Origin of the sequence: Amycolatopsis sp. NPDC058340 (assembly GCF_042723975.1) — a bacterium.
GTDB lineage: Bacteria > Actinomycetota > Actinomycetes > Mycobacteriales > Pseudonocardiaceae > Amycolatopsis.
In genome coordinates, this window is sequence record NZ_JBHXIB010000003.1 from 84,270 (window position 1) to 97,570 (window position 13,301).

At 69.6% G+C, this 13,301-nt stretch carries 11 protein-coding genes and 1 pseudogene; 7 read left to right on the forward strand and 5 right to left on the reverse strand.

The genetic code is table 11. From position 1 onward, the window contains the following. From ACFWIW_RS05485 to ACFWIW_RS05500, 4 genes and pseudogenes are all read right to left on the reverse strand, one after another. A pseudogene (locus ACFWIW_RS05485) lies at nucleotides 1–1,217 on the reverse strand (glycosyltransferase). 133 nt (nucleotides 1,218–1,350) lie between these two features. Continuing rightward, the gene (locus ACFWIW_RS05490) at nucleotides 1,351–2,016 is read right to left on the reverse strand and encodes a LuxR C-terminal-related transcriptional regulator (RefSeq protein ID WP_378367289.1); all 666 of its coding nucleotides are present in this window, start codon (nucleotides 2,014–2,016) and stop codon (nucleotides 1,351–1,353) included. Between the two features lie 152 nt (nucleotides 2,017–2,168). Then, nucleotides 2,169–2,816: a TetR/AcrR family transcriptional regulator gene (locus ACFWIW_RS05495; protein ID WP_378367290.1), complete on the reverse strand. Its 648-nt coding sequence runs from the start codon at nucleotides 2,814–2,816 to the stop codon at nucleotides 2,169–2,171. A 52-nt stretch (nucleotides 2,817–2,868) separates the two neighbouring features. Further along, complete coding sequence (locus ACFWIW_RS05500; RefSeq protein ID WP_378367291.1) at nucleotides 2,869–5,100, reverse strand: ATP-binding protein; 2,232 nt, start codon at nucleotides 5,098–5,100, stop codon at nucleotides 2,869–2,871. A gap of 92 nt (nucleotides 5,101–5,192) precedes the next feature. Between ACFWIW_RS05500 and ACFWIW_RS05505 the strand changes: the two genes are divergently transcribed. Further along, nucleotides 5,193–5,828 carry a LuxR C-terminal-related transcriptional regulator gene (locus ACFWIW_RS05505; RefSeq protein WP_378367292.1) on the forward strand — a complete coding sequence of 212 codons (636 nt, stop codon included), beginning with the start codon at nucleotides 5,193–5,195 and terminating at the stop codon, nucleotides 5,826–5,828. A 6-nt stretch (nucleotides 5,829–5,834) separates the two neighbouring features. On the opposite strand, the gene ACFWIW_RS05510 is transcribed toward ACFWIW_RS05505, so the two are convergent. Then, on the reverse strand, nucleotides 5,835–6,458 hold the full coding sequence (locus tag ACFWIW_RS05510; RefSeq protein ID WP_378367293.1) for a response regulator transcription factor: 624 nt from the start codon (nucleotides 6,456–6,458) through the stop codon (nucleotides 5,835–5,837). Nucleotides 6,459–6,806: 348 nt separating this feature from the next. Between ACFWIW_RS05510 and ACFWIW_RS05515 the strand changes: the two genes are divergently transcribed. The 6 genes from ACFWIW_RS05515 (at nucleotide 6,807) to ACFWIW_RS05540 (ending at nucleotide 13,282) form a co-directional block, all read left to right on the forward strand. Further along, the gene (locus tag ACFWIW_RS05515; protein WP_378367294.1) at nucleotides 6,807–7,316 is read left to right on the forward strand and encodes a toxin-antitoxin system HicB family antitoxin; all 510 of its coding nucleotides are present in this window, start codon (nucleotides 6,807–6,809) and stop codon (nucleotides 7,314–7,316) included. A gap of 51 nt (nucleotides 7,317–7,367) precedes the next feature. After that, entirely contained in the window at nucleotides 7,368–8,213 is an 846-nt protein-coding gene (locus ACFWIW_RS05520; protein WP_378367295.1) for a DUF4097 domain-containing protein, read from the forward strand. Between the two features lie 11 nt (nucleotides 8,214–8,224). Beyond that, nucleotides 8,225–9,175 (forward strand): ATP-binding cassette domain-containing protein, encoded by a 951-nt coding sequence (locus tag ACFWIW_RS05525; RefSeq protein WP_378367296.1) that lies wholly within the window; start codon nucleotides 8,225–8,227, stop codon nucleotides 9,173–9,175. Beyond that, nucleotides 9,172–9,960 (forward strand): ABC transporter permease, encoded by a 789-nt coding sequence (locus ACFWIW_RS05530; RefSeq protein WP_378367297.1) that lies wholly within the window; start codon nucleotides 9,172–9,174, stop codon nucleotides 9,958–9,960. The genes ACFWIW_RS05525 and ACFWIW_RS05530 overlap by 4 nt, the downstream gene beginning before the upstream one ends. Before the next feature lie 269 nt (nucleotides 9,961–10,229). Further along, the gene (locus ACFWIW_RS05535; protein ID WP_378367298.1) at nucleotides 10,230–11,483 is read left to right on the forward strand and encodes a DUF222 domain-containing protein; all 1,254 of its coding nucleotides are present in this window, start codon (nucleotides 10,230–10,232) and stop codon (nucleotides 11,481–11,483) included. 341 nt (nucleotides 11,484–11,824) lie between these two features. Beyond that, complete coding sequence (locus tag ACFWIW_RS05540) at nucleotides 11,825–13,282, forward strand: alpha/beta hydrolase (protein WP_378367299.1); 1,458 nt, start codon at nucleotides 11,825–11,827, stop codon at nucleotides 13,280–13,282. The last annotated feature ends 19 nt before the right edge of the window (nucleotides 13,283–13,301 follow it).

The following is a 13,301-nucleotide window of genomic DNA, read 5'->3' on the forward strand; positions in this document are numbered from 1 at the left end:
CTAACCGTCCTTGCCACTCACGAGCAGTTTCGCGGCCACCCTCGCCCCATCGGTCCGGATCGTGTCCGCCACGGCCTTCGCCCGCGCGCCGGTTCCGGGGGAGAGGGCCGTGGTAAGCGCGGCGGTCAGGGACTCGACGGTCGGCGTCGGATCCCGGTGCGCCACACCGATTCCCAGCTCCGCCACCCGCCCGGCCCAGAACGGCTGGTCCGCGATCCGGGGGACGACCACCTGGGGCGCGCCCGCCCGGGAGGCCGTCGTCGTGGTGCCCGCGCCACCGTGGTGCACGACGGCGGCCACCCGGCGGAAGAGCGCCTGCTGATTGACCTCGCCGACGACGAAACAGTCGTCGGCGTCGTCGATCGAGGCAGACCCGCCCAGCCGCGGGCGAGCAGGATCCGCCGTCCCAGCGCGCGGGCGGACTCGATGGCCACCCGGGCGATGTCCTTCGGCGCGTACGCGGCCATGCTGCCGAAGCCCACGTACACCGGCGGTTCACCGGCCTCGAGGAACTTCTCCAGTTCGTCTGGGAGGGGGCGGTCGTCGGGCCGGATCCACGCTCCCGTCGGGACGAGGTCGAGATCCGTCATCCCCTCCGACGGGCACAGAACCGGATCCGCCGCCAGCCACGGCGAGCCGGTGAAGACGTGATCGCGGACGTTCTCCACCGGCGGCAGCCCGATCGCCGCCCGGTGACTGTCGAGCGCCCCGCCGTACAGGGCGTCGACGCGTTCGGCGTCCTGCCGCCACAACACCCTGTTGTCGGTCTCGCCCTCCGGCGACGGCGTGCCCGGCCGCACACCCGGGGCGAAATGCCGCGACGGCAATCCGAAGGTGTGGAAACACGCGTACACATACGGAACCCCGAGTTTCTCGGCGACGTCCCGCGCGCCGGCGGGCAGCAGCCCGGTCGCGAGGATCGCGTCGCATCCTTCTTCCGCCGCGGCGGAAAGCGTTTCGAACCGGGCGGCCACCAGTGCCGGGGCGAGCTTCATCGCGTCTTCCCCCGTCGGCGGTTTCGGTCCGGCGACCACCGAGTGCACGGTCGGGCCGAGCGGCACCAAGGGCACACCGGCCTGTCCCAGCAATTTCACGAATTCCTCGTCCGGGGGCGCGCACACCAGCGCCTCCGCGCCGAGCTCCCGCAATTCGACCGCGAGTGCCACCAACGGTTCGACATCCCCGCGTGACCCCCACGTCGTCAGCAAAACACGCATTTCGCGACTCCCATTCCCGCGGCTTCCGGCCTGCGGCGGGCAATTCTGGGGGATGACCGGGGCCTTGCCGCAAGCCCCCATGTCCGCTATAAGTTGAAGGGGGCGGGGAAATCAGTCCATTCTGGACGGTTCTTCAGATCGAGCCGGTGCGCAGCGCGAAGGCGACGGCGTGCGTGCGATTGTGCAGGCCGTACCGCGACATCACCCGGTGGAGGACGTTCTTCACCGTGCTCTCCGAATAGGCGAGTTTGGCCGCGATCTCTTCCGTGCCATGGCCGTCGGCCAGCAGACGGAGCACCTCCCGTTCCCGGTCGGACAGTCCCGACAACGCGAGACCGTTGGGGACCAGCAGGTCCTCCTGTATCCGTTCGAGCTGGGAGAGCAGGCTGCCCTGCAGACGCGGTGGCAGCGCGCCCGCGCCCTGGCTGACCGCGAGGATCGTCCGCACGAGGTGCTCGCCGTCGAGGTCGCGTCGCGGCAGCAGCGCGGCCATGCCGCATTCGATGGCCGTCATCAGGACCTGGACCGGGAAGTGGTCGGTGACGATCACGCATCTCGGTGGCGTCGGCAGTGACGACGCGGCGCGAACCTGGCGCAGGAAAGCGAAGACGCCGTCGCCGATCGAGTCTCCGACGGTCACGATGACCTCGGCGGGCCCGAGGTCGGTGTCGGACAGCACGTCCAGCCGCTCATCCGCGCCGAGGATGCTCGTCGTGCCCAGCCCGGCCAGCAGATCCGGGGCGTGCACGGCGACTCTGACGCGATCGGTCCTCCTGTTGATCTTCTCCCCGTGAGTCATGCTCGAAGTCCCCCCGAAGCGCCCGTACGATGTTAGTAGCTCTTGCGGTACTTAGAAGCTATAACGTTACAACGTTGCATGTCAACGCGGCAACGTCACAGGGCAAGACGCCCGACGGGTGGGAAAGGTTCACTGCGCGGACGATCGGCCGGTCACCGGGTCGTGAGGTCGTCCAGTTCGTCCGCGATCAACAGATCGGGGTCGAATTTCATTCCGGTGAAATGGCCGGCGAGTTCGAGCGAGAGCACGCCGTGCAGGCGGGTCCAGAAGGCGAGCGCGCGGTGCAGGGTCGCGGACGGGGCCGGATCGTCACCAGCCCAGTCACGATGATCGTCCAGATGCTTGTCGAACGGGGTTTCCGGGCCGTCGACCGTGATCGCGCGGCACGCTTCGAGCAGCACGGCCATGACCTCGCGCGAAATGGCGGTGGTGTCTTCGGGCGCGTGATAGCCGGGGACGGGCGTGCCGTAGATGAGGAAATAGCGCTGCGGGTCGCTCCGTGCCCAGTCCCGGATGGTGACGGCGAGGCCCGCCAGGTCGGCACCGCCGTCGAACGCCGCCCGGACGGTGTCGGCGAGGCTCCGGTACGCGTCGCGGATGAGCGCGGTGACGAGGTCGTCGCGGCTGGCGAAGTACCGGTACAGGGCGGGGCCGCTCATGCCCACCTGTTTGGCGATCGCGTTGAGCGACAACGCGGGCACCCCGGCGGTGGCGATCTGCTCCCACGCGTGCTGCTTGATCTCCGCGCGCACCTGGTCGCGATAGCGCTCCCGCGGGCTCTGCCCGTCCGCGTTGGTCATCGGCCCTCCCGCTCCGTCGGGCCCGAAGCTTAGTTGGCGCTCGCGGCTCCGATCACTCGGGCAAGAGCGCCAGTTCGGCCAAAGCCTGTTCCCGCCACGCGCCGAAAGACGGTCCGGGGGAGAGTTCCACGGCCAGGGCCAGGCACTCCCTGGCCTCCTCGAAGGCGCCGGCCTCCCGCCAAGCCCGTCCCTCGCGGATCGCGCTGACCACTTCCAGCCCGGCGAAACCGCCTTCCCACGCGAGCCACCGGCTGGTGCGGTACTGGCTCGCCGCTTCCCGCCATTCGGCGAGATCGCCGAGCACGTCGCCGATGGCGCGCAGGGTCAGGGTCTTCAGCAGCCGATGGAAATCGGGATACGTGTCGCCAGCCAGGCGTTCGGCGTCGGAGAGCACGGCCCGGTGCACGGCGAGCGCCTCCGTATGCCGCCCGGCGTTGAGCAACGCGCGCCCGTACATGTTCCGCGCCGTGGTCTGCCCGTCCCAGAACGGCAGTTCGTGCGCCAGTTCGTACCCGCGCTTCGCGAACTCGAACGCTTCTTCGCCCTGCCCGGTCAACCGCAGCACCTGGCCGAGGTAGATCGACGCCCAGGTCTGCTCGACGTGGTCACCGATCCGGACGGCGATGTCCAGCGCGCGCCGGTGCTCCGCCACGGCGCCCTTGTCGTCACCGAGACAGACGCTGGCGGCCCAGCCGACGAAGTTGAGCAGCTTCGCCTCGGCCCGGGCGTCGCCGAGCTCGCTCGCCGCGGCCGCGCCGAGCGAGAAGATCTCCCACCACGGCTGCTGGGCACTCCGCCCGTCGGAGTACCAGTGCAGCGCGATGGCGAGGTCGCGGACCTCCTCGTGCCTCCCCTTCCGCGCGCCCAGCCGGTGCGCGGCGACCCAGTTCCCGCCCTCGACCTCCAGCCAGCGGGCGGCCTCGTCCCGTGAACCGAACCGGCCGGTCTCGGGTGCCTTGGGATAGAACAACCTGGCTGCTTCGGCCGCCTTGCCGAGCAGGTGGGTGAGCACGATGTCCCTGGCGGCGGGGTCTTCCTCCGCCTCGAACCGTTCTTCGGCGAACAGACGGATCAGATCGTGGAACTGGTGCCGTTCCGGTTCCGCCGTGGTCTGCAGGAGGCTGGCGTCGACGAGTTCGTCGAGATGGTCACGTACGTCGGCGGGGGCCGCACCGGAGACGACGATCGCGAGCTCCAGGCCGAAGTCGGCGCCGGGTACGGTCGCCAGCAGGCGGAACAGCCGTCGTGCCTCGGCCGAGACCGCGCGATACGACAGGTCGAAGGCCGAGCGCAGCTGCAGATCGCCCGCCGCGAGCGCGCGCAGCCGCGTGCTTTCGTCGCGCAGCCGGTCGGCCAGCTGGGCCAGGGACCACTGCGGCCGGGTGGCGAGCCGGTTGCCCGCGATCCGGACCGCGAGCGGCAGGTATCCGCACAGTTCGACGAGTTCGCGGGCCGCGGCGGGCTCCGCGCGGACCCGGCCGGCGCCGATGATCTTGGCGAGCAGGCCGGTCGCGCCGTCGTCCGACAGCGGTTCGAGCCCCAGCCAGCGGGCGCCTTCGAGCCCGGCGAGCGTGCGACGGCAGGTGATCAGCGTGAGGGAGCCGGGCCCGGCGGCCAGCAGCGGGCGGAGCTGCGCCTCGTCCGCGGCGTTGTCGAGCAGTAGCAGGACCTTCCGGCCTTCGAGCAGCATCCGCAGCAACGCCGACCGTTCGGCTTCGGACGCGGGCACCTGCCCCGGCGCGACGTCCAGCGCGCGCAGCAGCCGGTCGAGCGCGGCCCTGGCGCTCAGCGGTTCCTCGTCCATCCCGCGCAGATCCACCGCATAGCTCCCGTCCGGGAACTCCGCGCGCCACAGGTCCGCCGCGGTCACCGCGAGCGCGGTCTTCCCGACCCCGGCCTGACCGACGATCGCGACCACACCACCACCTTCGGCGACCTTCGCGGAAAGCTGTGCCAGCTCGTTTTCGCGGCCGGACAGATCCGCGGTGGGCGCGGGCAGCGCGCAGGTCGCCGCGACCTGTGCGGCCAGCGCCGGATTCCGCCGCCGCCCTTGCTTGGCGACGGTCAGGAAGAACTCGCGGTCACGACCGGTCAGGCCGAGCGCGTCGGCCAGCACCTCGGCGGAGCGTTGCTGCGCGGCCCGCGCGCGGCCGCGCTCCAGTTCGCGCAGCGCGCGGACACTGATACCGGAGGCCTCGGCCAGCCGCCCCTGTGTCCATCCCGCGGCCCGCCGGTGTTCGAGCAGGAGCTTGCCGAACACCGACCGCGTCTCGTTCGCCTCCACCGCGGTCCATTCAACCGGCAGGCTTGCGATGACGAAAAGCTGCCCCCTGCTTCCGCTTGTCCCGTCTTCTCCGCGGCCGGTTGGCTGGAGGCATGTCGACGATCATGACGACGCCCGTCCGGCCGGTCGTCCGGACCGAGGAGATCCGGGTCGCCGTGCACGCCGGTGATCCGCTCGTCCTGGCGGGGCTGCGCAGCGCGCTCGGCGGCGGCCCCGGCATCGCCCTGCGGGACGACCCGGCGAAGGCCGATGTCCTCGTCGCGGTCGCGGACGACGACCCGCGGCGTATCCCGGCCGGGCCCGCCCGGCTGGTACTGGTGGCCGACCATCCCAACCAGGCCGAGCTGTGGGCCGCGGTGGAACGCGGGCTCGCCGTCGTCGTCGCGCGGTCCGAGGCGACGCCGGGGCGGTTGCTGCGCGCGGTCGCCGACGCCCACGCCGGCCGTGGTGATCTGCCCGCCGATCAGCTCGGCAGTCTGCTGCGCGGGATTTCGCGGCTGCACAAGGAAGTTCTCCAGCCGCGCGAGCTCACGCTCAGCGGGCTTTCGCCCCGCGAGACCGAAGTGCTCCGGTTGCTCGCGGAGGGATTCGACACCGGGGAGATCGCCCGGCGGGTGGCCTACTCCGACCGGACCGTGAAGAACATCCTGCACGGTCTGCTCAGCCGGTTCAATCTGCGCAACCGCACCCACGTCGTGGCGTACGCGCTCCGCGAAGGTCTCATCTGAGCGCCTTCAGATGACCCCTTCCCGGATCGCGTAGGCCACCGCGTGCGACCGGTTCCGCAGCCTCAGCCGGTCGGTGACCGCGTAGATGACGTTCTTCACCGTTCGTTCCGAATAGGCGAGTTCGGCCGCGATCTCCTGGGTGTCGAACCCGTCTGCCATCAGGCGGAGGACGTCGATCTCCCGCGAGGAGAGCGCGGCCCCGGCCGGGCCGCTCGGCGCGAGCAGCTCCCGGTGGAGCCGCTCGGACTGATCGGCCAGCCTGCCGAGGAGATCCCGCGGTGAGGCCACGGTGTTCGACGCGGCGGCACGGACGCTGTCGGCCACGCGGGAGTCGGTCATCGCCGACCTCGGCAGGATGGTGACCACTCCGCACGCCACCGCCGCCGTGAGGCCGCCCTCCTCGATCCGGTCCGTCACCAGCACGATCGGCTTGCCGAGATCGGCGGCGGCCGCGCGCAACGCGGCGACCGCGTCGGCCGAAAGCCGCTCGAAAGCGGCGACGACGACATCGGTTTCGGTCCGTGCCCGGCCTTCGACCACCACGACGGACGCGCGTGTCCCGAGGAGGTCGACCAGGCCGGCCTTCGTGATGGGGTCCAGGGCGCAGACGCTCACCCGAACTGTTCGCATGTGTCCGTCTTCCGTCCACTGTGGATCTTCGATTTGTCAAGGGCCGCAAGGACAAAAAGCGTTGCCCGTATACGCGAGCGGACCTCTTGTACGGTGGGACCCGGGTAGCGGCCCGCCTCGGGTGACCCCCACACTCGACGGCGGGCCGCTTCCTTTCCGCGCGGCTCGTGGCGATTCTCGCCCGCCGTGAACGACACCGGCAACGCGTTCGGCCGTGTCCTGCTTCCCCCGCCAGCCGAGACTGGCCGAAGGGGCAAAAGTAGCCCTGACCTGCATAGACGCCACTTTGGTGCCATATGGCGCCAACTCGGCCTTGCAATGGCGCCAACGTGGTGCCATGATGGCATCATGGATTTGACGCCCTTTGTGGACAACGTTCGCCGGGAACTCGCCGTCGCCGCCGAGGCGGGGGGAGCCGAGGCGAGCGCGCTCGCCGAACGCCTGACCGCTCCGCTCGCGTCGGCCATTCGTCTCGCGCTGCTGGACGCGTTGTCCGCCGCGTCGGACGAGATCACCCGTGACCTGGCGCCGGGTTCGGTCGAGGTCCGGCTGCGCGCCGGGGAAGCCAGCTTCGCCGTCACGCTTCCCGCGGTCGAGCAGGCCGCACCCGTCACGGCCGCCGCGCCGGAGCCGGCGGCGGCGCCGGACGAAGAAGGGGCCACGGCCCGGATCAACTTCCGGCTCCCGGAGCACCTGAAGGCGCGTGTCGAGGAAGCCGCGGCCGCGCAAGGCCGGTCCGTCAACGCGTGGCTGGTGCGAGCCGCCTCGGCGGCACTGCATCCGACGGAGCGGGCCACGCCGCCCGCCCCGGCGAGCGGCCATCGCGGCGCCCAGCGCTACACCGGCTGGGTCAGCTAGCTCTCCCGGACCAGCACAAACACCGATCACACCACCTCTGAGGGGACAACCATGCCTTCTTTCGCCACCCCGGAACCCATTCTCGCGGACCTCGATCCGGTCGTCGGCAACGTCCGGATCGTCGCCGGGGACCGCACCGACACGGTCGTCGAAGTCGCCCCGCTCGACGAGAACAACGAGTCCGACGTCGACGCCGCGAAGCGCACCGTCGTCGAATTCTCCGGCGGCACCTTGACCGTCCGCGCGCCGAAGATGCGCCTGCTCGACTTCTCCAGGCGGACGAGGTCGATCGACGTGACCATCGAACTGCCCGCAGGCTCCCGGGTGCAGGGGAGCACCGGCCTCGGCGACCTGACCGTGACCGGGCGGATCGGCGGCTGCCGCTACAAATCCGGTACCGGGCACATCCGGCTTGACCACACCGGTGAGCTGAAACTGCACACCGCGTCCGGGAACATCGTCGTCGAGCACGCCGACGGCAACGCCGACATCAGCACGAGTTCCGGCCGCGTGCACGTCGGCGCGATCGAGGGCACCGCGGTGGTCAAGAACTCCAACGGGCCCACCAACGTCGGGACCGCCGCCGACTCGATCCGCCTCCGCTCGGCCAACGGCGACATCACCGTCGACAAGGCCGAAGGCGGCGTGGAAGCCAAGACCGCCAACGGATCCGTCCGCGTGCTCGACGCGGCCAGGGGCACGCTCACCCTCGAAACGTCGCTGGGAGACGTCGAAATCGGCATCCGCGAGGGCAGCGCCGCCTGGCTCGACGTGAACACCGGTTTCGGCCGCGTCGTCAACGACATGACCGCCGCCACCGCGCCCGGCGAAACGACCGACAAGGTCGAAGTCCACGCCGGTACCTCCGTCGGCGACATCCTCGTCCACCGTTCCTGAAGGGAATCCCCATGCGAAACCCGGCCATCACCGCGACCGGACTGCGCAAGTCCTACGGCGACAAGGTCGTCCTGGACGGCATCGACCTGCATGTCCCGGCGGGCACCGTCTTCTCCTTGCTCGGCCCCAACGGCGCGGGCAAGACCACGACGGTCAACATACTGTCCACTTTGGTCACTCCGGACGCCGGTTCCGCGACCATCGCCGGAGCCGACCTGTCCACCGACCCGGACGGCGTCCGCGCCGCGATCGGCCTCACCGGCCAGTTCTCCGCGGTGGACAACCTGCTCACCGGCGAGGAGAACCTGTTCCTGATGGCGGATCTGCACCATCTGCCGCGCCGCGAGGGCCGCAAGCGGGCCACCGAACTCCTGGACCGCTTCGAGCTGGCCGACGCCGCGAAGAAGACGCCGTCCACCTTTTCGGGTGGCATGCGCCGCAAACTCGACCTGGCGATGACGCTGATCGGCGACCCCAAGGTCATCTTCCTCGACGAACCGACCACCGGCCTCGACCCGCGCAGCCGCCGCACGATGTGGCAGATCATCCGCGACCTCGTCGACGGCGGCGTGACGATCTTCCTCACCACGCAGTACCTGGCGGAGGCGGATCAGCTCGCCGACCGGGTCGCCGTACTCGACGGCGGCCGGATCGTGGCGCTCGGCACGCCCGACGAACTGAAGCGGCGCGTGCCCGGCGGGCACATGCAACTGAAGTTCCCCGACGCGGTCTCGTTGCGTGACGCGACCCGCGTACTCCGAGTGTCCACTTCGGACGAAGAAGCCCTGGCGCTCCGCGTGCCGACCGACGGCACCGTCGCCGCCCTGCGCGCCGTCCTGGACCGGCTCGACGACGAGGCCGTCGCCGTCGACAGCCTCACCGTGCACACGCCGGACCTCGACGACGTGTTCCTCAGCCTCACCGGTCACCGGACCGAAGCGACCAAGGAGATGGCCCGATGAGCACCCTGTCCCTCTCGATGCGCGACTCGACGACCATGCTGCGCCGCAACATCCGGCATATGCAACGGTATCCGTCGCTCACCATCATGCTGATCGGGCAGCCGATCGTGTTCCTGCTGCTGTTCGTCTACGTTTTCGGCGGCACGCTCGGAAACGGTCTCGGCGGCGGAGGCGGCCGATCCGAGTACGTCGGCTATGTCACGCCCGCCATCCTGCTCGTCACCGTGTGCAGTGCGGCTCTCGGCACCGCGATCTCGGTGGCGACGGACATGACCGAGGGCATCATCGCGCGGTTCCGCACGATGGCGATCAGCAAGGCGTCGGTGCTCACCGGGCACGTCGTCGGCGCGCTCATCCAGACGGCGTTCGCGCTCGCCGTGGTCTTCGGTGTCACGCTGCTCATCGGCTTCTCCCCGACGGCGGGCGTCGGCGAATGGTTCGCCGTCGTCGGCGTGCTGTTGCTGCTGACCATCGCGCTCACCTGGCTTTCGGTGGCGCTGGGCCTCGCGGCCAAAAGCGTGGAAACGGCCAGCAACACACCCATGATCTTCATGCTGCTGCCGTTTCTCGGCAGCGGGTTCGTGCCCACCGATTCCATGCCGTCCTGGCTGCGCTGGTTCGCCGACTATCAGCCGTTCACGCCGGTCATCGAAACCATTCGCGGGCTGCTGCTCGGAACCCCGATCGGCAACAGCGGCTGGCTCGCGATCGGCTGGTGCGTCCTGCTCTCGGTCGTCGGGTACGTGTGGTCGAAGTCCTTGTTCGCCAAGGAGCGTGACCGCTGATCCGGGGCTGTGGGCTTTACTGGGGGTCGCCCCGGGCCGGATTCTCCGGTCCGGGGCGCTTTGGTCTTTGTGGGTCGGGCTCGCATTTAGTCGGCTAACTGCGGCGCGTTACTCTTTGTGTGCGAGCCGCGTTTAGCCGACTAACTGCGGCGCGTTCTTTTTGCGTGGTCGCCATGTGCGGCGTCATCACTCTTCGGTGTTGTTCGTGCGTTTTGCTGGTCGCTTAAAATTACGAACACGTGTTCGAAGGAAGGTGCTATTATGGAGTCGTGTCCGAGACCTTCCTCCCCGAACTGCCGCAGGAGCTGTGGCGCGCCGGCAAGCTGGAGCTTGCCCATGGTGTGCAGCAATCCCTGCAGGTGATCCGGGTGGCCACTGCCGCGTTGGGGCGGTTCTTGGCGGAGATCGAGTCTCGGGGCGTCAAAGACTTGTACGGCCACGGCAGTACGGCCAGCTGGCTCGCGGATCTGGCGGGCTTGTCGCGCGGCGAGGCCGGTGCGATCGTGAAGCGGGCCATCGCGTTGAACCCGACTCGCGCCTTGGATGGCACGGAGGTTCCGCCCGTCGCGCCCGCCACCGCCGCCGTCGCCGCCGAAGGACTGATCGGGAACGAACGGATCGATCAAATCCTGGAGATCTTGAAACGGCTCCCCGCCGACACCTCCGCCGAGGATCGGGCGAGCGCGGAGAAGATCCTGGCCGATCTCGCGCCGAACGCCGGTCCCGCACAGCTCACCAAGGCCGAAGCGAACCTGCTGGGCTGGCTCGACCCCGACGGCAACGAACCCAAGGATCCCGAGCCTAAGGAACCGCGGCGGGAAATCACCCTGGAACGTCGCAAGGACGGGTTCTGGAAGCTGACCGGCCTGCTCGATGACGAGACCGGGGCTCGGACGGCGGCGGCGTTGGAGGCGCACGCCCAGCCGCGGCCGGTCGACGAATTCGGCCAGGCGGACCTGCGGATGAAATGCGAACGCATGGGCGACGCCTGGGCCGACCTCCTGGACCTGGCCATCGCCTGCCCCGACCAGCCCGGCACCAGCGGCTACCGCACCCTGGTGAACGTCACCATCGGACTCGACGAACTCAAGTCCGGTCTCGGCACCGCGTGTCTCGACTTCGTGGGGACGATGACAGCAAGGGAAGCCCGGCTCGCGGCCTGCGACTGTCTCATGTTGCCGGTCGTGATGAGCACCTCGGGCGAACCCCTCGACATGGGGCGCCTGCGAAGATTCGTCACACACGGGCAGAGACGCGCGTTGAACATCCGCGACAGGGGCTGTGCGTTCCCGGGCTGCCACAGAAAGCCGAAGAATTGCCACGCCCATCACATTGAGCACTGGGCAGACGGCGGACCCACGAATCTCCGGAATCTCGTGCTGCTCTGCGGTTTCCATCACCGCCTGATTCACCACGGCGACTGGGAAGTACGGATGGCCGCCGACGGCCTACCGGAATTCATTCCACCCCAATACCGGGATCCGCTCCGACAACCCCGCCGCAACACCCTCCACCACAACTGAACCATCGAGGAGTCCGCCAGCCACCCACCCAGGCGACGGGCCCCTCACCATGCCCACAACCTTGATCAACGGGAAATCCGGGACACCCAACATCCCCAACCCTCCGCCGATCAAGCCCCGCCCGCGTGACCGGACCGATCACGCACGACCGTGTGGATTTCAGGTCATCCAACGCACCGAAATCCACACAGTCCGCCGCCACCCGGACCGAACACTGCGCGGAGCGGGCCCCACCCCGAAAAGCCCCCCAGCGGGCTAGACACCTCCGACCGCAGACGGACGCCTCGCACGAGCCCGGCTCCTAGCCTGGACCCCGGAATTCGACATCAAGGGAGCCAGCGTTGCCAAGGAAAACAGCCGCCCTAGTAACACTGCTGGTCACCGTCGCGTTGACACCGGCGACCGCCGCGGCGGCCCCCTCGATCACCTGGCACGGTTGCGCGACCGGTCCCGGCGACAGCGTGGGCGTGGAGCTGGACAGGGCGGGCGCGCAGTGCGCCGACGTCGCCGTGCCGGTCGATTACCGCCGTCCGAACGGGCACCGGATCACGGTCGCGTTGGCGCGGATGAAGGCCACCGATCCCGCGCGCCGTCGCGGAGTGGTGCTGCTCAATCCGGGCGGGCCGGGTGGCCCGGCGAGGGAAATGGTCTTGGCCGGAGCGGTCATGCCGGAGATCGCCGCGCGGTACGACCTCGTCGGCATGGATCCCCGGTTCGTCGGGCGCAGTTCGCCGCTGCGGTGCGACTGGAAGACCGACACCTTCACACGTTCGGCAGGACCGGACCTCAGGACGTTCGGCGAAAGCGTGGCCCTGGCGAAGGAGCTGGCGCGCAGTTGTTCGGGCAACGACCCCGCGTTGCTGCGGGCGGCGTCGACCCGCAACACCGCACGGGACATGGACCTCGTCCGCGAGGCGCTCGGCGAGCGGAAGATCTCCTACATCGGTGCCTCTTACGGGACGTACCTCGGCGCGGTGTACCTCCAGATGTTCGGTTCGCGGGCCGACCGGTTCGTGCTCGATTCGGCGGTGGATCCCGAGGCGTACGGGCCCGGCCTGCTCCGTCCGACCGCGCCGTCGCTCGACGCGGCGGTGCGGAACTGGGCACGGACCGCGCAGGGCCTGGGGGAGACCACGGACGAGGTCATGGCGACCGTGCGGGACATCGCGCGTTCGGCCGAGCGGCGGCCGTTCGTGGTCGGGAAGTACACAGTGGACGGTCACATGGTGCCGTATGTGTTGTTCGCGAACCTCTACGACGACAGGCCCGCTTCGCAGGCCGAGCTCACCGCCACCGTGCGGACATTTCGCTCGGCGGCGGCCGGTCTGCCCGCCACGCCGTCGCCCGCGTTGAGCACGCTTCTCGACGGCCTGACGACGGGTTCCGGGTCCGCGCCCGACAGGGCCGGGACGCCGATCGTCTGCGCCGATCGCGCGGCAGGCCGCGATCCGATGGCCTACTACCGGGACATCGAGGAACATCGCACCGCCGAGCCCTTGTTCGGCCCGCTGGCCCGCAACATCACCCCGTGCGCGTTCTGGCCGGTGGCTCCCGCCGAACCCGCCACCCGGATCCGCAACAAGGAGCCGGCGCTGCTTCTCGGCTCGACCGGCGACCCGGCGACGCCCTACGCGGGACAACTCGCCATGCGCAGGGCGCTCGCCGGATCGCGGCTGGTGACAGTGGAAGGCGCGTACCGCCACTCGGTGTTCTTGAAGGGTGACGTGTGCGTCGACACGGCGGTGCGGGACTACCTGCTGAGCGGACGGCTCCCGGCCGACCGGACCTGCCGCTGGTGACGCCGGATCGGCAGGCGGA